This is a genomic window from Pedobacter sp. UYP24 (assembly GCF_054057295.1).
Window position 1 is genome coordinate 45,276 of record NZ_JBSRZD010000007.1, and the last position, 21,049, is coordinate 66,324.

At 39.4% G+C, this 21,049-nt stretch carries 21 protein-coding genes and 1 tRNA gene; 5 read left to right on the forward strand and 17 right to left on the reverse strand.

Annotated elements, in window-relative coordinates; genetic code table 11:
- The first annotated feature begins 64 nt into the window (after positions 1–64).
- Positions 65–1,336 (forward strand): nucleoside recognition domain-containing protein, encoded by a 1,272-nt coding sequence (locus ACVWYN_RS13030; RefSeq protein WP_457289301.1) that lies wholly within the window; start codon positions 65–67, stop codon positions 1,334–1,336.
- On the opposite strand, the gene ACVWYN_RS13035 is transcribed toward ACVWYN_RS13030, so the two are convergent.
- Both ACVWYN_RS13035 and ACVWYN_RS13040 read right to left on the reverse strand, forming a co-directional pair.
- Complete coding sequence (locus ACVWYN_RS13035; protein WP_457289302.1) at positions 1,337–1,519, reverse strand: hypothetical protein; 183 nt, start codon at positions 1,517–1,519, stop codon at positions 1,337–1,339.
- A 200-nt stretch (positions 1,520–1,719) separates the two neighbouring features.
- Positions 1,720–2,085, reverse strand: coding sequence for a response regulator (locus ACVWYN_RS13040; protein ID WP_457289303.1), 366 nt, complete (start codon positions 2,083–2,085; stop codon positions 1,720–1,722).
- 129 nt (positions 2,086–2,214) lie between these two features.
- Between ACVWYN_RS13040 and ACVWYN_RS13045 the strand changes: the two genes are divergently transcribed.
- The 4 genes from ACVWYN_RS13045 (at position 2,215) to ACVWYN_RS13060 (ending at position 5,449) form a co-directional block, all read left to right on the forward strand.
- Complete coding sequence (locus tag ACVWYN_RS13045) at positions 2,215–3,585, forward strand: exonuclease domain-containing protein (RefSeq protein ID WP_457289304.1); 1,371 nt, start codon at positions 2,215–2,217, stop codon at positions 3,583–3,585.
- A gap of 55 nt (positions 3,586–3,640) precedes the next feature.
- A tRNA-Arg gene (locus ACVWYN_RS13050) sits at positions 3,641–3,714 on the forward strand.
- Positions 3,715–3,863: 149 nt separating this feature from the next.
- Positions 3,864–5,102, forward strand: coding sequence for a tyrosine-type recombinase/integrase (locus ACVWYN_RS13055; RefSeq protein WP_457289305.1), 1,239 nt, complete (start codon positions 3,864–3,866; stop codon positions 5,100–5,102).
- A gap of 176 nt (positions 5,103–5,278) precedes the next feature.
- On the forward strand, positions 5,279–5,449 hold the full coding sequence (locus tag ACVWYN_RS13060) for a hypothetical protein (RefSeq protein ID WP_457289306.1): 171 nt from the start codon (positions 5,279–5,281) through the stop codon (positions 5,447–5,449).
- Positions 5,450–5,503: 54 nt separating this feature from the next.
- Here ACVWYN_RS13060 and ACVWYN_RS13065 read toward each other — a convergent pair whose 3' ends face one another.
- The 15 genes from ACVWYN_RS13065 to ACVWYN_RS13135 all read right to left on the reverse strand — a co-directional run bounded on the left by ACVWYN_RS13065 (position 5,504) and on the right by ACVWYN_RS13135 (position 20,858).
- Positions 5,504–9,178 carry a phage tail tape measure protein gene (locus ACVWYN_RS13065; protein WP_457289307.1) on the reverse strand — a complete coding sequence of 1,225 codons (3,675 nt, stop codon included), beginning with the start codon at positions 9,176–9,178 and terminating at the stop codon, positions 5,504–5,506.
- The gene (locus ACVWYN_RS13070; protein ID WP_457289308.1) at positions 9,178–9,612 is read right to left on the reverse strand and encodes a hypothetical protein; all 435 of its coding nucleotides are present in this window, start codon (positions 9,610–9,612) and stop codon (positions 9,178–9,180) included. The genes ACVWYN_RS13065 and ACVWYN_RS13070 overlap by 1 nt, the downstream gene beginning before the upstream one ends.
- A gap of 64 nt (positions 9,613–9,676) precedes the next feature.
- The gene (locus ACVWYN_RS13075; protein ID WP_457289309.1) at positions 9,677–11,566 is read right to left on the reverse strand and encodes a hypothetical protein; all 1,890 of its coding nucleotides are present in this window, start codon (positions 11,564–11,566) and stop codon (positions 9,677–9,679) included.
- A gap of 69 nt (positions 11,567–11,635) precedes the next feature.
- Complete coding sequence (locus tag ACVWYN_RS13080) at positions 11,636–12,784, reverse strand: SGNH/GDSL hydrolase family protein (RefSeq protein WP_457289310.1); 1,149 nt, start codon at positions 12,782–12,784, stop codon at positions 11,636–11,638.
- Between the two features lie 2 nt (positions 12,785–12,786).
- Positions 12,787–13,224 carry a hypothetical protein gene (locus ACVWYN_RS13085; protein WP_457289311.1) on the reverse strand — a complete coding sequence of 146 codons (438 nt, stop codon included), beginning with the start codon at positions 13,222–13,224 and terminating at the stop codon, positions 12,787–12,789.
- The gene (locus ACVWYN_RS13090) at positions 13,217–15,076 is read right to left on the reverse strand and encodes a hypothetical protein (protein WP_457289312.1); all 1,860 of its coding nucleotides are present in this window, start codon (positions 15,074–15,076) and stop codon (positions 13,217–13,219) included. Before ACVWYN_RS13090 ends, ACVWYN_RS13085 begins: the two co-directional genes overlap by 8 nt.
- A complete protein-coding gene (locus tag ACVWYN_RS13095; RefSeq protein WP_457289313.1) occupies positions 15,073–15,564 on the reverse strand; it encodes a hypothetical protein in 492 nt (163 codons plus the stop codon). The genes ACVWYN_RS13090 and ACVWYN_RS13095 overlap by 4 nt, the downstream gene beginning before the upstream one ends.
- A 47-nt stretch (positions 15,565–15,611) precedes the next feature.
- Positions 15,612–16,463 (reverse strand): hypothetical protein, encoded by an 852-nt coding sequence (locus ACVWYN_RS13100; protein ID WP_457289314.1) that lies wholly within the window; start codon positions 16,461–16,463, stop codon positions 15,612–15,614.
- A 9-nt stretch (positions 16,464–16,472) separates the two neighbouring features.
- Positions 16,473–17,093 (reverse strand): hypothetical protein, encoded by a 621-nt coding sequence (locus ACVWYN_RS13105; protein ID WP_457289315.1) that lies wholly within the window; start codon positions 17,091–17,093, stop codon positions 16,473–16,475.
- Positions 17,090–17,359 (reverse strand): hypothetical protein, encoded by a 270-nt coding sequence (locus tag ACVWYN_RS13110; RefSeq protein WP_457289316.1) that lies wholly within the window; start codon positions 17,357–17,359, stop codon positions 17,090–17,092. Before ACVWYN_RS13110 ends, ACVWYN_RS13105 begins: the two co-directional genes overlap by 4 nt.
- Before the next feature lie 197 nt (positions 17,360–17,556).
- Positions 17,557–17,904 carry a hypothetical protein gene (locus tag ACVWYN_RS13115; RefSeq protein ID WP_457289317.1) on the reverse strand — a complete coding sequence of 116 codons (348 nt, stop codon included), beginning with the start codon at positions 17,902–17,904 and terminating at the stop codon, positions 17,557–17,559.
- A 2-nt stretch (positions 17,905–17,906) separates the two neighbouring features.
- Complete coding sequence (locus ACVWYN_RS13120; RefSeq protein ID WP_457289318.1) at positions 17,907–18,209, reverse strand: hypothetical protein; 303 nt, start codon at positions 18,207–18,209, stop codon at positions 17,907–17,909.
- A complete protein-coding gene (locus ACVWYN_RS13125) occupies positions 18,209–19,192 on the reverse strand; it encodes a DUF6712 family protein (RefSeq protein WP_457289319.1) in 984 nt (327 codons plus the stop codon). Before ACVWYN_RS13125 ends, ACVWYN_RS13120 begins: the two co-directional genes overlap by 1 nt.
- A complete protein-coding gene (locus ACVWYN_RS13130; protein WP_457289320.1) occupies positions 19,192–20,589 on the reverse strand; it encodes a hypothetical protein in 1,398 nt (465 codons plus the stop codon). Before ACVWYN_RS13130 ends, ACVWYN_RS13125 begins: the two co-directional genes overlap by 1 nt.
- Positions 20,586–20,858, reverse strand: coding sequence for a hypothetical protein (locus tag ACVWYN_RS13135; protein ID WP_457289321.1), 273 nt, complete (start codon positions 20,856–20,858; stop codon positions 20,586–20,588). Before ACVWYN_RS13135 ends, ACVWYN_RS13130 begins: the two co-directional genes overlap by 4 nt.
- Positions 20,859–21,049 lie beyond the last annotated feature (191 nt).

Sequence of the window (21,049 nt, forward strand, 5' to 3'; positions counted from 1 at the left end):
TTATTTTATCAATCTCCAATGGATTATTGTTCTAAAAGCTTATTTTGAACCAAAAAAACAAAGTATGGCATTAAGTAGAATTTGGTCTGCCTTTATAATAGTTGCAATTCTTGTAGGCTGTGTAAAATGCTTCTTTTTCGGTCAGGTTGATATATTTAATCTAATGATTATTGGTAAGGCTGACGACCCAGGCAACCTTTTAAAAGTTGATGGAGTTATAGAAACCTGCTGGACGGCAGTAAACATTTGCCTTAAACTAATAGGAATAATGGCACTGTTTATGGGTTTTATGAGCATAGCAGAAAAAGCGGGCGGAATTAGGTTACTTTCCAGAATAATCGCACCATTTTTTTCAAAGCTTTTTCCTGATATTCCAAAAGGTCATCCGGCAACTGGGCATATGGTCATGAATTTCTCCGCAAATCTCCTAGGTTTGGATAATGCAGCTACCCCTTTCGGTTTAAAAGCTATGGAGAGCCTGCAAGAGCTTAATCCAAATAAAGACACAGCTTCCAACGCCCAAATCATGTTCCTTTGCTTACATGCATCGGGATTAACATTAATACCAGTAAGTATTATCGCCATCAGGGCATCATTAAATGCCGTTAATCCAACTGATATTTTCATACCATGTATGATTGCCACATTTGTGGCCACCATGGCCGCCATGCTAATCGTATCATTTAAGCAGAAGATTAACATTTTGCAACCTGCTATTTTAGCCTTGGTACTAGGTTTGTCTACTATTATTGCCTCATTGGTGCTTTACCTGGTTAAAATGAATACAGCAGAGCTACAATCTTTTTCAGGAATTCTTAGTAACGGACTATTACTTTTTATTTTTCTAATTATAGTATTAGGTGGAGTTTACAAAAATATTGATGTATTTGATTCATTTATAGCAGGCGCAAAAGGTGGATTTGAAACTGCCATTCGAATTATTCCTTATTTGGTAGGTATGCTAATCGCCATTAGCATGCTCCGTACTAGCGGAACCTTTGACATTATAATAAACGGACTGAAATACGTATGCACTTTTTTTAACGCTGACTCCAGATTTATTGATGGTATACCAACGGCTTTAATCAGGCCATTAAGTGGTGGTGGTGCAAGAGGCATGATGGTAGATACGATTACTGCACATGGTGCAGATTCATTTGCAGGGAGGCTTTCCAGCATACTTCAAGGATCCTCTGATACTACTTTCTATGTAATTGCGGTTTACTTCGGTTCTGTAAACATCAAAAACACTAGATATGCTATTGGCGCAATGCTTCTGGCAGACTTTGTTGGAATATGCACTGCGATTGCGTTGTGTTACTTGTTTTTTGGATAGCTACATTACTGAACTTTGTTTGCTCAAAGTAAGTTCATTTATAATTCTTTGTAAAACGGTTGGTTCAACTGCTACGTTTCTGGAACTTCTCCATGTAGACGTTGCATCAATCCATACGCAAAACGAATGGTATCCGTCCACAATAACGGCATAAGTTTCATGAAAATCATCCTGAATTCTCATACAAAACCCTTTAACAGGCTTACCTTGAATTTCAAACTGGAAGTTTAGGCAATCACTTAACATTTTAGATTTGGTTAGTTATCTTTTAACAAACATCTACATAAAATGTTTTGTTAAAGTTAAGTGTAGAATAAGATATTATACAGAACTGATTTCCATACACAAATCGAGGGATATCGGGTAATTAGTACAAGTACATGTTATGCGGCAAATTGGGCATTTACCTTTTTAATTAGAATATCAATATCAAATGGCTTAGCTAGAAAATCATTTGGAGATCCTTGTTCTTTCAAAATATTGTGTAGGTTATGACTTGCAGATATCATTACTATTGGAATATCACTTAGCAACTTATCAGACTTTATTGCCCTACAAATGTCCCTACCATCAATTCCACCTAACATTACATCTAATAATATCAAGTCTGGCCTTGATAATGAAATCGTTTTAAGCACATCCCTACCGTTAGTTAATGTCGAAACTTCGTAACCTTCGTCCTCCAAAATGATCTTTATAATGTCAACTATATCGTTGTCATCATCTACCGCTAATATCCGTCTCGACATTTATTAATTGATTTGTACGTATGATAGTTGGCATAAGAGCCATAAATATGCCAAAAAGGTATTTTCTCAGAAAATTAGCGTAATACTAAATTTATTAGCATATTTACAAACCTAATTTAGCTATAAAAAATGTTATATGCAGTTGTAGATATTGAAACCACCGGAGGCTTTGCATCAGGAAATGGCATAACAGAAATTTCTATACTTGTTCATGATGGAGAAATTATAGTAAACAAATTTGAGACCCTTATAAATCCACAGCAATTTATTCCGCAGCACATTGAGGCCCTAACGGGCATCAGTAATGAGATGGTAGAAAACGCACCCTTATTTAGTGAAGTTGCTGAAAATATTTATGCATTGCTGCACGATAAAATTTTTGTAGCCCATAATGTCAACTTCGATTTTTCATTTATTAGAAATCAGTTACAGGTCTGTAATTACGATTTACAATGTAAAAAACTTTGTACAGTTCGTTTAAGTAGAAAGATACTTCCTGGTCACAGGTCATATAGCCTTGGTAAATTGTGCAGTGATTTAAAAATAAACATTAACAACAGGCACCGGGCTGGTGGCGATGCAGAAGCCACGGCACAATTATTAACACTTCTGATAAATGCAGATAAAGAGGACCACATTAAAAGTTCATTAGGTAAATTGACCAAAGAACATGTTCTTCCACCGAACCTCAACCGATCTGAGATTGATAAACTGCCATCAACTTCAGGCGTATACTATTTCAAAGATCAAAAAGGAAAAGTTATTTACGTTGGAAAGGCCAAAAATTTGTATAAGCGGGTATGTACCCATTTCAGCGGAAACAACACGAGTAAACAACGTCAAAATTTCTTAAAAGACATCTATAATATAGATGTGGAGATTTGCGGAACTGAATTAATGGCATTTATACTGGAAGCTTCTGAAATCAGGAGACTATGGCCAGAAAATAACCGTGCATTGAAAAATTTTCAGCAGAAATATGCATTGTACTCTTTCGAGGATCAAAATGGATATTTAAGAATGGGGGTTGACAAATTTAAAAAACAGGCAAAGGTACTTTACAGTTTCGATAGCCTTTTGGAAGGCCATAACTTATTAAAAATACTAATAAAGGAGCATTCACTATGTGAAAAACTTTGTTTTGTACAAAAGAACAGAACTGCTTGCACAGGTCATGAGGCTGGAACTTGCAGTGGCGCTTGCATTTTGAAAGAATCTGCAGCATCCTATAACGTAAGGGTCAAATATGCAATCAGCGAGTTAAAAGTGATGCTTCCGTCATTTGCTGTTATCGATAAAGGTAGAAATGAAGAGGAAAAAAGCTGTTTATTGGTGGAAAATGGGATATTTTATGGCATGGGATACATATCTAACCATAGTGATGTTAAAGAACCCAGCTTATTGAAATCAGCATTACAACCCTATCAGTCAAATGATTATATCGTGCACATGATCAGTTCTTATGTAGACCGGTTTCCTGATAAAAAAATTTCCATTTAAACATTTGTGCTTTTACATCGTAAATTCTATATTTGCGACTTCTATAACAGGAAACGCATCCATAGCTCAGCTGGATAGAGCAACGGTTTTCTAAACCGTAGGTCATAGGTTCGAATCCTATTGGGTGTACAAAGGCGTTTTACGTCTCAAATTAAAAAAGAAAACAGCCTTGGTTTGGTATCCCAAGGCGGTTTTTTCCCAAAATCACTTATATATTTTTAAGGATCGCTGTGCAACATTGTGTCAACAATTGATCACGGCCTAAAACATTGATTTTTATGGAAAAAGCCATGAATACTGGCTGTACTATTTACTGCCTGATAAACAAGCAGCGCTCTCGCCCTGATGGCACTGCAAGAATATATTTAAGGATAAACGTTAAACGTGGAGGAAATATGAAAGTCCCTCTTCCACTCTACTGGCCGGTTGACTGCTTCGATAACGAAAAGCATGAGCTCTTACCCAGATCAAAGGATGATCAGGTTCAGCTTACTTATACCACACTTATTGAATTAGAGCGTGCAAAATACTGGAGAGTAGTCAAAAAGCTACTTTTGAAAGATCAAGCCTTTAATATAAAGGACGTAGTTAGGGGCGTTAAACTTGGAGAAAAAGGCAAATACCTGGCTGAATACATGTTCTTTAAAATTAAAGAGAGAGAACGGCATGCTGAAATCAAAGAAACAACTGCAAAAAATCACAGGTGCAGCGCTAAGACTGTTCTCAACTTTGTAAACGATGACGTTGATATCGCGAACATTGACACCAGATGGCTTTCAAAGTATTTAGTTTGGTTACTTAAAACCATGTCTTACTCTGGCGCTTGGTCCAAAATAAAAGATTTAAAAGGATACGTCAAGCTTGCCAAAATTGATGGGGCAACTGTAAGCGATGATTTTTACAATCACCATCACTCACCACCTGAACACGACCCAATGTATCTGGAACGTGAGGAGATAGATTTGCTTTACAAAATGTATAAAGCTCCGGAAACACAATATGAAAATAGAAATGCGCTGCGCATTTTTCTATTTGGATGCTTTACTGGTATGCGGATTTCCGACCTTCAGCGGTTTAACATCTCATGGATACAGGATGATTTTATTGTTTTTAACCCTACAAAAAAGCGAATTACAGATAAAAAGGATAACACCCTTAAAATTCCTTTGATACCTGTTGCGAAGGAGTTTCTTAATACATTAAAGTCAGATAGTCTGGAAACGCGCAGTGCTGTTAAATACAACAAAAGGCTAAAGACCATCGCTGCAATTGCAGGGGTAAAGAAGAAATTAACTGCTCATGTGTCCCGGCATACATTTGGAACTTCATTGGCTATACTTGGTGTACCGGTGATTATCATATCAAAATTGATGGGGCACAAATCAATAATTTCCACAATGATATATATTCATATCGCCGAAAAAATTAAGGCGAAGGAAATGGATAAGCTTCAAAATGCTTTCAGTTCCTATACATTATCACCAGTTGCACCATCAGCCGAGCTAATTTCGATTTAGTGTTCCTAACGTTCCGAAAAACAGAAAAAGCCCGTAATTTAGCTATTACGGGCTTTTTAAGCTAAAAAAATTAGTATGGACTCATTAGGAACGTTTGGAACAACAGACCTTGCAAAAGTTTCTCATACCTAACCGGCGAATTGTAAAAATTTCTATTTTTGTAGCGAACAAATATTATGGCAGAAATTACATTAAAACAAGTACCAGATGAGATTTATAGAGCTATAAAGCGACTTCAGTTAGACTTAGAAGATGAAAATATTAAAATTTCGCTTGAAGATATTTATTCGGATCTTCTTGAAAGAGGTTTAGAACATTACGAAAAAGAAAAAGCCGCTAAAAAATAAGCGGCTTTTATGTTGACCTACAATATCATTATATCTGGCAAATCTCCGACGATCCTACCTGCCTTGAGCAATTTCAACCCGATCTACTTCCTCACCAAATCTTCTTAACTCCTGAAAAGATAATACTACTGGTCTAGAGTCAGCGATACGTTGAGACCTGATCAGCTCTTCCAGCATTTTTTCAACTTTATCAAAACTCACAGCATTTGTAGCGGGAGCGGATACTGAAGTTTTAGCTGTATCATTAAAACCTCCAGAGGCAAATGATCGCTTTTCTTTTCTGGCCACCTCCAGTGTATTTATAATGTTTGCATACCTAGGATTTCTAATCATCCAGTTAGGCGCTATCCATTCCCTACCCTTTTCACCGGCTTCAAATGGTCTGCCTGAGGCCGAATTTGCAAATACAGTACTGCTATTAACAAACCCGGCAGGATCTTCATTGCTAAAGCCTCCACCACCAAATTGCGGTGTGGGTTGGGCGAGTATGGTTCCAATCTGGAATGCGGTACCTGCTACAATTGCCGGGATAGCAAATGGAGATAGAATACCGGTTTGAGCCAAAACTTTTGTTACCGCTAGAGCACCATTAACAACGGCCTGAGCTACTGCCGCCGATTGCTCAGCTTTCCATCCTTTTAATTTTTCCTCTTTAACCTTCTGATTGTACCGATCATTAATTAAAGTCTTTTGTTTTTCTGTTAGATTTTTCTGTGAAAGTTCCGCGTCTCGTTCTTTTTCAATACCAGTAATCCGATGCTCCAGCTGAGCCTTCTGATTATTTGATATAATATTGAAAGTCGCATCTGCCGCCTGTTGTGCAAGTTGAATTTGAAAATCGCGTTTCTGTTGAAGATCTGATAACTCCTGGAACTTAGTTTCAGCGGCCCTATTATTACCAATTAATTTTACGGCATCTTGAAATTCTTGAGTAGCCTGTAATTCTTTGCTAAATTTTTCCTTAAGCGCGATAATTTCGTCATCGTACTTTTTATTTATCAAAGCAAGCTTATTCTCTTTTTTATTCCCTGAGAGCGTTTCGTACTTAGATTCTATATCAAGCTTTTCCTTTTCTAATCGTTGTTTTTCTCTTAGTTCAGAGTCGTTCAGCTCCCTAATTCGATCCCGACGCAGGATTGCAAGTGCTTTTTCATTTCCCTCATTCTGCTTTTCTTGCTGGTCGTAGAATTTATTGATCTGGTTTTGTTGTTTAACCAATTCTGATTCATGTATATCCGCAAGATTTGTCCTGAGTTCAGAAATTTTCTGAAGCATTTCAGTTTCCTGACGAACTCTCAAATTTGTAGTAGAAGTATCCCGATCAGTTTCAAGGGTCTTTATAGCAGCTTCAGTAATTTTTTTCTGTTCTGCAGTAATTCCTTTGAACTTTAAAAACTCCTGTTCCTGCTTAATTAGCGAATTGTATTTGTTCGCTTCCTGAGCTACTTCTTTCTCATTAGCGCTTAACTGATCATCTAGTCTTTGAAGATTTAGCTTCTTGTACTTGTCATCAAGTTTCTCGAATTCAATAAGCGCCTTTTGTTTTTCCTGTTTTGCTTTATCTTTTTTGTCAGAACTAAGGCCTCCAGTGCTTCCGGTACCTGTAGTTACGTCGCCTATTTTTAAAATGGTATCGACGTCGTTTAATTCATTTTTATATTTGTCTTGGATAGACTTTATTTGTAAAACATTGCCTGCTCTTTCTTCTCCAGCATTAGCTTTACCATAACCCTTTTGATTTTCCTTGTATTTGTCGATTGTACCAGCCCGAAGAAATGCTTTCGTATCCTGCCATATAGTAGTGTCGTTAACAGCGCCGCTGTCGATTTCGATATTCCGTTGGCGCAGTTTTTGAATTTCAGCCTGTGCAGCCTCAGCAATAGATTTTTTTTCTAATTGCTGAATATACTTTCCAATGGCAATTGAGCCTTTATTGGTTAGCATTTCCTCATCAGATAATTGTTTTAGTGCATCAGGCATTATTTCTTTGAGCCTCTTTATAGCCAATAACTTCTTGTCTCTTGCGATGCTTTCATTATCCAAAACCTTTTTCAATTGAAGGATTCTATCTATCTCAGAAAGTTGGTTTTTTTTGGCATCAGCATCAATAGAGTTGAAAGCCTGTTGTGCTTTTTGAGCAGCTGTGGTAGTTTTGCTATAAAGAGCGAAGGCTGTTACCAGTGCCAGAACTACTGCGAGTACTGCACCGAACGGATTAGCAGCAGCTGTTACATTTAGTGCTCTAAGTGCTGCTGTCGCCCTGAGTGTGTTCCCTGTAAGCAAAGCTTGAGCATACGCGAATGCAAGCGATACGGTCCTTGTTAAAGCAGTTCTCGCTGCATTGATTTCTAAAGCTGTATTTGTTAAAAGAATAGCTGATCGATAACCAATCCATGCTACTCCGGCCACAATCAAAAATTTAGTGAAATTCACAATCATCACTGCATTCCTTTGCCCCCAGTCAAGAAATTGGCTAAAGCCAAAAACCATATTTTTCAGAAAATCAGTAAGCACACTATTTGTGCTTAAAGCATTGAATTTCTTAGACATATTATCCAGCGTTGCACCGAACGTGGACATTTTAATATCAAACTCTTGTTGTAAGCTTGTTCCTAATTCAAACTGCTCATTAGATAATTTTTGACGGCTTACAAGTAAATCAAGATTATTTGAGAGCGCACCAAGCGCTGAAGTTGCCCTGGCACCTTCTTCGCCGATCATTCCCATTTTCTCGGCCAAACCTGCAACACCCATTCCGGTACTTTGCAAGTTCTTGAGCACCTCAAGTAAAGCCTGGTTTCCATCAGTTTTTAATACCGTTGAGAATTGCTTTACACTCATTCCGGCAATTTTTGCAAAGCCCGGAATATCCTTACCCATACCTATAACGAATTGGCCAATGGCTGTTGTTGATGCCTCAACTGGTTGGCCGAGTTCGTCCATTGTTGCTGCTAAACCAAGAATACTCTGAATAGAGAAATTTGCCTGAGGCGCGATACCGCCCATTCGTTTTGTAAATTCTACCAGGTAAGCTTCACTTGCGGTACCCGCTGCGCCTAAAGCATTAATTGCGGAACCCGTCTTGATCAGTGCGCCTTCAAGTCCAAACTCCTCCTTTATTTTGAAAAGTTCGGTTAATTTACCCAAGCTATTTACAGCTGCTTCGGCATCTCCTAGATCTCCACCAAGTGCAACCTTAATTTTATCTGCAGCGCGAACAAATCCGAGCACATCACGTTCACCACTTACTCCAAGCTTACCCGCTACCTGAGCAAGGTCTAAAAGTTCTTTTCTGGAAGTCCGGGTTTCTAGTTTACCCAGTTCAGTATGCAGGCGCCTTACTCCTTCTTCACTTAAACCAGTAGTTTTCCTTACATCAGCCAGGCTGTCTGAAAGCTTTGCATTGTTTACAATGATATTTTGGAACTGCTCGGTAATAAATTGCAAGCCTAAGAAGCCAACCGCAAGGGCACCCATTTTGCCAACTTCAGTTCTCAGCCAGCCGAATGCTCCGGCCACACCTCTTACACCATCACGGTGACGTTGCAAAGTTTGCTCATGAACCCGAAGCTGTGCTAAAGTGTTGTTGTATTGAGTGCTTCCAATCACCATCCCTTCCAAATCCCGGCGAAGGGCTCTGGCTACCTGGGAAACATTTTTTATAGAATTTTCTGCCGGTTGTCCGTCGATGTACAGACTCGCCCGAATTGATCTGGGAGTACTGGCCATTAGTTCACTAAAATTCGTTGAATGTTAAGTGCTACTTTCCCACCATGATAAACTGCAACCAATTCCTCCAGCCGAGGGAATCGTTCTTCGACTACCGGATTAAACCAAGGCTTTGGTCGTCTTGCGCCTGTGCCCATTTTACCCATACTACTGGCATTAGTTGTTCCTTTGGATCCATTTGCCCTGGTGAAAAGACCGGTCTTTGATCCACCGTAACCTTTCCCTGCTCCTTTATGGACAAAGGCCATGTAAAATGGAAATGCGAAATTGATCTTACTGGCTTCTCCTGCATATCTGCGCACTTTAGCGTCTAAGTCTGAGCGACTATGTCCGGAATATTGCGTGGTAAGTTTTATAACTTCAAGTTTCAGCTGGCGCTTGGTTTCCCTGGTCCATTTGCTGACATCCTGATTATATTTATCTACGAGCGTCATTTGAGAAAGGTTAATTTCTACAAATGACTAGCTAAAAAATGGGGTGATAAACGACGGTAAGATTCTAGAAAACTATCAGCAGCGGCCTGCCATCATCAGACCAAATACTTGTATCTGGGTAGTGATATGCTCCACCTCCAATTGTAGACCATGTGATCCTAGATCCACCGGCCAACATGTATTGAGGCTTTTGGCCATAAATCCTAATACCAGAATTACGGATATCGATCCTGCTTCCGCTGGAGGCGAAAGATTTCCCTAACTGGCCACCGATACCGTATAGATCAGCTGGAGCTTTACTAGGGTAACTTTCAAATATGGCAGCTGATCCAACATTGGCAACGCGGATCAGCGCTACCTCATCGGGTGCAAAAGAACCATTGGCAGCAGCGAACTTGAAAGACATGATACTTTTCCCACCTGTCGTATCTTCAGGCTTATCAACTGGCAAAATAGAGTACGGCGTATTGATGTTGGAAAGGATCACCTGAGCTTCAATATTTACCGCCATATAATCTGGACTACTATTGCTAAATGCAAAAGATTGCTTAGCTGGAATTGCGTATACAAATGTGCCTTGTTGAGATTTGAAACCTATTTTTCCGCATGTTCTCATTTTTGCGAGCACACCCGGCGGAATGTTCGCCTGCATGATCACTTTCTTACTATCACTTACAAATCTGTAAAACGCTGCATCATCGGCAGAAAGTTCAAAAGGCTTGGCTTCAGGAAAAATACCTCCAGTAACGGATTTCATACCGTTAAAAGTCATTAGTCTTATTGGCCACTCCATTAACTCAGGTTGATTAATCTGAATCACCTGGTCGGCTTCCGGAGTTACATAATCGGTATGGTCCTTTAATTTAAGTGTTGATACTTCCAATTCAACTATGTTTTCACCACCACCAACAACCAGGGAATAGGCAGGAAGGAATACCGATTCCGTTGCATCTGGACTGGCTAAATTTAAAGCATTGTCAGACTCATCAGTCTTTAAAGTAACTGTGTAACCCTTTTTTTCATTAGGCCCGAGCTCCGTGATTTTTTCCAGATAATCTGTTAAGTCTATGTACGCAGTTTTTGCTAGTTCCTGTACCAGGCTTTCAGCAATTACTTTTCTATTTAAAAGATCGAACCTGAAATTTACATTTAGCCTGGCACCGATGGCTTTAACAAAAGTTTCAATAGTGAGCTTATCAGGGAAATAACTGAAGCAAGGGTTAACATCGTAACGTTTCAAACCTCTACGGGTATATAGGTACAGGGAATTGAATGTAACATCCTGAAGTACTTCGCCCTCCAGTGTAAACTCTAAATATTTGAATAGTTCAGTAAGTAGGAAAGATAATTTAAAGAAAGGTACCTGTATTGTATCTCCAATGCGGCCACCGGTACCTGTAACTTTTACAAAGAACTTTTGTGCAGCATGGTCCCAATAGTTCATCCATGGATAAGCTTGAGTAAGGTCTTGATCATTCCATCCATTATTGTAAACTGGAAAGAAAGCATAAGGATAGTTTTCAGGATGTAAACAGGTATCCTTCATTAAGGCTTCCATCAGTGTATCTGAACTTGAAGTAAAGTCGTGATCTTCTGTGAGTATCTCCCTGATCAGCGTAGTCTTTAACTTAGTGGCCACTGCACCGAAGTTCACTTTTAAAAGAAATTCTATATTTCCTGATACGATCTTATAAGAAAATAACCCGGCGTAAAAAGGTTCACCGGATATTACCACCCGGACCGGCAATTCATATACGCTCAGCTTAGCTTCCACCAAATGCCCGGACTGAATGAAAAGGATGTTATTTTCAGTCAGTCCGGCTTTACCAGGATAAGTCACATCTTGCAGAAAACTATCACTATCGCTAAGTAATGGCAATTTGCGTTCTGCAGGAATGGAAGTAGCTGGATCAAGATCCAGTACCTGGTTAAATTGGTTTATAATTTGAATCATTATTTTTAGATAGAATGCCTAATTATAAGTTTTAAAAAAATAGAGCTCGGGTAAAGTTTTTCTCTCATTTTACAGCGTTGCAAATGAAGGGTAAAAGGTGTTAATTTGCGTTTTAATATAATTGAAGGTTGAAATATTACCAACTAATCCTATATGTACATGACTTCCATCAGCCTCCGTCGTCGAGTATTGAGCATTATCTGCTACACTAAATGCTAATCCGAGATTTATAAAAATACAGCGGCTTGACGTGGCTAGTTCTGTGTTGATTTCGCTAACAGCGGCTGCACCATTAGTTCTAATTGAATTAAGGAAAGTTTCCATCGTACCCCCACCGCTAAAATTTCCTTGTGCTGGCAATGGTCCTAAAACAACTATTTTAGCATTAGGCCATTTTGTCAATGCCCATTTAAGAAATATTTTAACATTAGATTTATAGGTGGCGGCATTTGTATCATTGGTGCCAAGAGCATAAAAAATAATTGATGGCGGATCAATTAGATCTAACCTCCCTTGTTGTCTGTAATTCTCGTAATCGATAGAGCTTTTACCTCCAATTGATTTATCAATAATACGACAATCATTACCATTTGCATTATACCAGTTCCTCATCATAAATGTATAAATATCGGATGCTGTATAAGTTGCTGCGTCAATATCTGGAATTGTTGCATATCTACCCTCCATTAAACTATCAGCAATCAGGTACATAGAATTTTCTGCTGAATAATTCATATCGCAGCTAGCTCTTATAAGTTGAACAGCAATATTTGTTAGCCTTTTTGTATTTGTTGTAATTAATCCCCGAAGACCAATATAAAAAGTATCTCCTCGTCTTATTATGGTAGCTGGTCTGGAGTGAAACAAATAATTTGCAGGAAGTATGCTTTCCATTAATCCAGGACTAGACAATCGAAATCTACTAGCCCCAGAACTCCAAGCATGAATCTCAGTTACTAATCCAATTCTGGTGGGGATTGGCTTATATGATAACACCGTGTCAAAAGTTGTCGGTGCTATAACTGTGAATCCATCTGTTTCTGGTGTTTGAATTCCGTTATATTTGTAGCCACCAGGATTATTGCTAGCATCATATTGAGCCGGGTTAGAGACATTATAGCCATCCAACTGCATCCCCTCCATTGTCAAACGAGTGACAAGATCAACGTACGTTTTTTGTTTTTTTACATTAATACTAAAATCTGCTTTATTTCCCATTATTATAAAATATATGTATTATCGTCTTCAACTGTTGCAATCCACCTTCTATTGGTATTTGACCAAAGAGTGTACTGTGAATTTTCTCTTTTTCTTTTCTCATCAACTACCACCAAAGCGATTATTGGGCTTACCACATTATAAGCCCTCATATTTGCATAAGTAGAAAACACTATTGTTGGCGCAGTAATACCGTTAATGATTGGCTTCAATCCTGAATTTGTATAATCTTGATCCCACCAGTGTAGAATCCTGACAGCTCCAATCAACACAATCGCGAATTTTCCTTCTCTAAAATTCTTCGGGGTACCGTCAACATCTATCACAACATTGGGAATTGCTGTATTCGCGGCATCAACTGATTCATATGGACCCATCCAAGCATCCAATGGTCCGGGGTTAACCATTTTAAAATTCTTTGAGTTTGCAGTACTAGCCATTGATTATGGAGATTGAAAAAGTATGTGAGTTTGGAAAAGCAATTGCGTTCTGCATGGTATAGATGTTATATGCTAATCCATCAACAACAATATGAGTTAAAGTGAAAAGTAGTGTGATGTCCTCTTCTGTAGTTTCATCTACTACAACTGATAAAATTTTACCTGGAGGAAGCGCAATACAGAAAATACGATTTAAGCCGGTTAGCATTGGCCAGCTGTATGTTTCTGGTGGCAGCGTATTTCCCAATGCTATAATATCGGTTTCTGTTACTGGAGCTCCTCCATCTGGTCCGAAATATATTAGTCCTGTCGGAGCCGGATCAGGCACCATTACCGGCACAATGTCTCCTTCAGTATATGCATGATCATCAAATAAATAACTGTATTCAAATTTTTGAGCGAACAAGTTTTCCCCGTCCGGAATCTCCGGAATGGTTTTACTGGTGACCTCAATAGGTAAAAGCATATTACTATAAAGCCGGTATTTCAGAACTGAAAGGAAAAAGTCACGGTTAAACAATAGGGCATTATGATCTTTAATAAAGCCGGTAGCCACAGTAAAATTAGTAGTAGCGCTGATGTTAAAAATTAGCGAAGATCCTTTGCTGATATCAGAAGGTTTATAATAGCCTTTATCCGCTTTGGATTGCACCAGGTTAAGCTCATGACTACCTTTGCCGTAAAACATCCGGGTGTCCATAGATCCCCAGCTGCTCCAGTTCAAGAAATATTTATAAAACTGCCTATAAGCAGTGTCTACTACATAAAATATACTTTCGGATATTGCGGTAAGTGCCTCGTCATTGAGCCAAAGCTCATATTTCTTTACTAATTTGGTAGGGTACTCGCTAGGAATAAATACCTGAGTCAACTGTACGTTAAACGCGTATTTTCGATGTTCAGAAAGTACAGCTGCATACAGCACCTTGGTGGCCACGGTACCATCAGTAAAATAATACTTTACCATTAAGGAAGCATTTTGATCAGTCTGGGTATTATAGAAATATAAGTATTGAGGCTGATCAGCGCGGGTATCGATACTCCGGCTTCCCTGCTTTAAAAACTTAGCTATACCACTAGTAGGATATAATTCTAACGAAATTGTCTTTGTGGCTTGTCCTAATGCAGAAAAAATGCCATGCAGCACAGTGTTAACATCAGATTTGTATACTTTGCGGACCTGATCACCATAACTTTCCGCATACTCGAAATAATAGCGCCTGCAGCTTTTTTTACAGAGCAAGGATCCTGTAGGGATATCGGGTAAGTTCTTCCGTATCTCATCGCCAATATAAGTATGAAGCTTGTCGCCAAATATACCTTCAGCGGTGTTTGAATCAGCAATCTGAACATTTACCTGGCTTCCAGAAATCATATCAAAACCCGTATTTTCGGCATTCTCGCAGAATAAGCGAACCATAACACGGTAATTAGGCTTTAGCGTTTCAATTACACCAGGAGTAATGTTGTATGTGGCGATGTTAAAAGCCGTACCGGTAAGCTTCGCCGTAAAGGTAATCTCATCACCGGCCATGGTAATTATGAAGTCCTGGCTAAGCTGATAATTGGCTTGGAAGTTCTTCACCTGTACGGCAGGCGGTAAGTAAAGAAAATCGGTTGCTGAGAACTGATTCCCGCTGTCATCAATGGGTGAGGCAGCAACCATGGTTACCGTTTTTCCGCCATATTTTAAAACAACACTGTAACCTGGATTAACAGGGTTTGGAAGTGTGATCTTATTTATTGCCTTAACCCCAACCGTAGCAAAAATATCTGTACAGGTAAATACTGCAGCAATTCTATCACCACTAAAAGAAAGTGGCGGTGGCGCTGAACTCAAAACTATGCTCATGGCTGATCAGGAGTCATGTGTAACCATTTAGCCGGATTCACTTCGCCGTCATAGCTTTCTGCCACCGATAAGCTCACGCCCCATCCATAGAGATCATCTACTACAGGACCGAACAAACCTTCATTTGTTCCAGGAACAAGACTGGGTAAAATTTCTGCCTGAACATCGAGGGCAACCATGTTTATGATGTCATCACAAATATCTTTACACTCATCAATCAGTTCAGACTTATCCCGTTTGCCAAGCTTTTGATAAATGATAAAAGTAAATCCCCAATCTTCAGAAACATCATCGTAGGATCCTGTTTTTTCTACCTCAGGAGTCTGTATTAAAAGTGCCGGTAGTTTTAACCCGCTTTGCGCAGCTTTAACCAAATCCTGAACTTCAATATGAAGAAATGATTTTTTTATACTATTAGGATCATGCCTTATGGCTTTATGCATCTCGGCATAAAACCTGAAACGGGCTATGAGTGCGGCTAACTTCATGCAACGAATGTCGCAAATGGTAGCAGGCTAATAAACGACAGTAATTTTTAAGACTTCTGTGCGGCCAGGGCTTCTTTGTAGGCAATCTGTTGTTCCTCCAACGCATCAAGGATAAACATTGCATTGGTATGTTTCAGTTGGTTTGTCGTGCCCCATTTTGGGCCTAGCAATTCTCTGAATACAGTTAGCCAGGTACGGGAATCCATTTCTGGCATTTCCTCAGCATCAGCTGCACTTTCTTCCGGATCTATTTCATTGACAGGGAAGACAAGCGGTCGCTGTTCCATAATATTTTGTACGGCCAAAGTAAACCAGGCAAGGATTCCCAATCTCATGTGCTCAGGTATAGATGCTATCCGTATGGCTCTGCTTTCAATAAGGTTTTCATTAAACTGCTCACGTACATCCCCTGAATATTCCGGACTATCAAGTTTTTGATTCGGATCAGCTGGTCTGTAAAGGCAGGCTAATAGTTTTACTATCCAGGAATCATCATTAGTAAGCTTGTAATAAGTAAAGAATTGAAATGCAAAACACCATTCGCCAAATGACAAATTACTTAAATCATCAGCAGGCGCTGCGCACCACCTTTTATGAATCTTTAGATTAGGAAATGGATTAGAAACACTAGGTTTTTCATCCCTGATAAAATTAGTAAGCGGAACAAGATTATAAAGGTCTTCATCAGGGAGATTCTCCAAAATATGAAAATTAAAACGCCCGAATAGAAGCCCCAGCAAAGAAACTGAAATCGTGTGCTCATCTGCTTTTGAGTAGTGCAGCACTTGGATTATCCTGGAGAATTGTTTTGGATCTAGTTCAGTCCAACTACCAGGTACCTCGCATTTAAATGGAACTTCTTTATAATCCTTTATATAATTACCACTTATGATTCTCATGGATTAAAATTAACGTTTAAATAGAAAAAAACACACAATTGCAACCGATCCCAGTATTACAAAAAGTAAAACCGTACCACCACCGGTGTTTTTTGCAACTGTAGAATCTTTACTTTTTTGCACTTCTTTTTCAGTCTTTTTAATATCTTTTTGCGTTGCTGTTTTCTTGACACCTGTAGAGTCTTTGCTAGAATCGGACAAGTTACTTTGCTTATGGATACGCTCCTTTGTAGTGCTATTTACTTCAGATTGTGACTGTTGATCAGTGACTTTAATAATAAGTGATGTTGCATTCTGTAAACCACGGTTTATCAGCTGGCGCAAATCAAAATTCCCAGTACTGTCCAAAGGAATTATTTTCTTAGAACTGTCCAATTTAAAATGTAATTCCAAGGTATGCTGCTGTTGGTTGGAAGCCCTGGACGAAAGCACCAATTTCGCGCTATCAATGTTATCAGTTCGCTTTAGATTGCTTGCAATAACATGCGTACTGTCAGAACTGGAACTAGCTGACTTGTCAATGGTGGTTCCAGTCTTAACTAATTTCTGTTTTGATTTACAGCCTGAGAAGAAAGAAAAAAGCATGGCGGCCATCAGAGCGGCCGTGAATATTTTTAGTGACTGTTTCATTTTAAAAAACTTACGGCAGCATAGATCTGCCTGGTTAACCTAATTTTACGATAAACTCCATCGCCTTCGCGACTGCCTGCTTCATTGGTATTGCCTTCAACGGTCGTGACATAAGCCGCCCCCCAGATATGTATAAAGCCGGTATGAGCGACTCTTTTCTTTTCGGGGAAGTAGATGAAGAAAACATCCGCTGCCTGTGGAGTTCCATATCCCTTGCCGCCAATTGCTGGGCTACTAGGTTTATATATGGTAACTCCTTGTTCCATAAGTTGGACGCACCCACCAGAGCGAGCGTTGCTAATGCCACACTGTCCAAAGGTCCATGATACGAAAGCGGCACACCAGGGCTGACCTTTTGGAAGCCAGACATATTTAAGGAAAGTCTCGACATCATGTCCGTCATTGCGGCCAGTGAGCTCACGAACGCCAATCTTGGATTCATAGATCTTGACAACATTTGCCCTTACTGAATTACTCTGCTGAGCGTTACCAGTACTGCTAAAATAGAGAAGTACACAAAAAGCGAGACACAGATTCTTTGCCATGATGAGAGGTTTAAAAATTCGTTATTGAAAAAATTCTTCATATAAAGGCCTATAGCAGGCCATATATTTTTGACTACGCTCCAGGTCACAGCTTGAAAAACGGCGAACTGAACAATAGCCATGATGATCACCTGCAGAACACCAGCATCGTAAGCGCCGGCTGTTGGATCTATCATCTTTAATAAATAGGGAGAAATGAAAAAGACTACGAAGGCCATGATCAGCGCGATGTATTCCTTAATGAATTTGAGAGCTTTATTTTTCATAATTACTTGTTTTTATCTTGTTTTAGATCTAGTTGACGCTTGAGGTCCTTCAGATCAATTTGAGTTGAGGTAGCATTTAATTTTATGTTCTCCAGCTGGAGGTTTTGTAGTGCATCAATCGGAACCTGGTTAAGCCGGTTAATCTCAACAGCTTTTGAGACTTCGTTAATACTACCTTGTAAACCGAACCATAGACCAGCAATAGAGAGACTCCCTACTACCATCGATGCAGCCATAGTCCACAGCATTTTTAAACTGATCCTTACAGATCCGTCTTCTATATTTTGAGCGTGTGTAGGTTCCATTACGTTGCGTATATTCCTTTGTCTTTACTGTTACCAATGTTTCTGCGCCTTTTGGGTGCTATTTGCTGATAGGATGGAAAATCTACCAGGTTATCCAGGACAAATTGCAATCCAGATTGAAGAAAAGCAGATCCATCTATATTTAGCTGTTCCATGGCCATATTCATTTGGTCCCTGGAGGCGGCAATATTATTCTTTTCACTATCATAGTTACCGTCCAGATTTACGGAAGCAATACCATTTTTAAAGCTAATTACCCTTTCAATGATGCCTTTTGCACCGGTTAAAAGTGCAATACCAGGCATGATGTAGTCTTTCACCAATGTCAATGATTTTCCGGAGAGCTCTTCTGTTTTTAAGCTTTCAAAAAAAGTGGCCCCATACAATCTTTTAACCACCTGCTCCTCTACCCTTTTCATCAGATAGGAAAGCATTTTAAAAATATACCTGGAGTTATTTATATTGAAATTATCGGAAAAATCAGCTGCATCAGTGATCAAATATTGATGCCGCTTTGTGTAATTTTCTGAATTGAGATATTCCGGAAATTTATCTGGAGAGTCTTCTTCCATAAAAATCAGCAGCTCTTCAATTGCGGTGAAGCCCAGTTCTAAAATCGCTGATTTAACATCTTCCACCTGCCACTTAAAGGCTTGCTTAATATCTGAAGTAGAAGTTACCGAAATGCCGGCATCTGTAAAATTTACATTCAAGACCGGTATCCCGGTTAAATAACCAAGGTTAGAAATTATTCGCTGGCAAATCAAAACAGCCTCTTGGATTTCGGTATCCGCGATATCCTTGGCAATACGATCAGCAGCAACATAAGCATCTACCAGAACCTCGTACTGGGCTTTTCCTATTACGGCCAGAAGGTAGTTGCGTTCAGCTGCAGCAATAAAAGGTCTTACCCTATCAATCGTGCTGGTAAAGCTTACCGGCAAGGTTTCCTGAACCTCATCTATAGTTGTAATTAATTTCATCAGCTTACTACTTTTTTAGTACCACGACCTTCATCAAGAGTTACCAGTACCTGGTCTTGAATACCCAATTGTATTTCAGGATCGGCATTGTACCAAGCCTTGACAAATCCAAAGAATTGAGTTAAGATATCACGGTCTGGCTTAAGGGTGCTGCGCATCTGTAAACCACCTTCACGAATATTTGAACCACCATTGTTATCACCACCATTTGGCGCGCCTCCTGAGTTTCCATATCCAATCTGCGCCGGGCTTAAATTCATGGAAGCCAAGATTTCATTATTTGCAGCGGATGAGTTTGGTAACAGATCACCACTTTTACTCTTATCATCAATAGTAGTAATGGTCCACTGGCCAATAGGCTTACCGTTTGTACCGGTACGAGAAAAAGTCATTAAGGCTTTCTGCGCATTTTCAGCACCGGTAAGCTGCTCTACAATTTCTTCATACAAATCAGTGAAAATGGTATCCTTAGCATCATCATCCAAAGAATGCCAGGTGTTTTCATACAGATCCTCAAAATATTCCATCGGGATATCGATGTGATACTTCAGGCTCATTTGATTTTTAAATAAGGCCTTTATGTAAGTAGGAATAGATATCGCTATATCCAGGTACCCACTTTCCCTAGCGCTGTCCCAGGACGCAACAGGATAATAATCGTTTAACACATCAGGCCACATTTGCGGCATGATGTATTTTAAATTCTTTAGATCGGCGCGGATCTCTTCCATATGATCATGATACTGCATGGAATCAATCATTGGAATTACCTGGCAATCCACTGGCTGAACGTCAGGGAAATTTGCAGAAACATAAATGCTTGGGATGATACCTGTTTTAGGATCAGCCGGAGCAAACCTGCAATGCGAGGTTTTCTGAAAGTCAATCGCCCAGATTTCCGTTTTATTTCCATTAAACCTAATCTGAGGCATAGACATTTCAAACCATGCATGATCCTGACTAAGTGCCAATTGCACCATCGGCATATTAGACCTGCTGAGGATTGCATCCCACTCGGGAAAATCAACCATTTCAATGACTTCCGTGCCGCCACTGGTCACCCCTTTAACTACCTTATAAGTGATTAGGCGTTGACCATATAAGGATTTAGTGATAAATTTTAGACCAGCACGGCCAACAGTACTTTTGCGTATAAGCTTGGTTACTATTTTCGGAAAATCATCGTTAACACCCCAGGGAATCCAGGCTTTCTTGCCTTCTTCTTCCTCTTTGGAAGCTGTGGCCTCTACATGAGGAACTGCCACACCATCCAGGGTTTTGCTTTTATTAGCAGGAGATCCGGATTTAGTTGACACTTGCATAAGTGCAACCGGAGCATTATTACCATAAATAAGGGAGGTTCTACCTTCGCTAGACTTTTTAATAACCGTACTCATACCCAGTATATATCCTGTTTGTTAAATTGAAAAATCAGTCGATTGTGTATGGCATACCTTTTACCGGTCTCATTGTCTTTGATGCCGCGCATCTCATGATCTTTACAACCTGGCGGTAAACCACATTTATTTGCACTTTCCAGAACTATCATTTCGCCACCGGTTTTACGGGTGCGATCCGCTGTCAGGAATACAATAGAGAACGATTCGGTACCATCCCGATAATCCATTTTATCAATTGCCCTGAGCGCCAATTTTAGTTCTATCACAATACGAATGTCGGCACCTATGATCAGCTGATAAACGACAAGGAATTACAAAAGAAACTCCTGTTTATTTAAAGCAGTTTATTACCTTTGAATATGACAAGGAATCAAGCTTTTGAACAATTAACCCAAGAAAGGGGTTGGTATAAGAAGTTAAATATTAGCGAGAAGGCTGCGAGTTCTGCTAAGTTGAT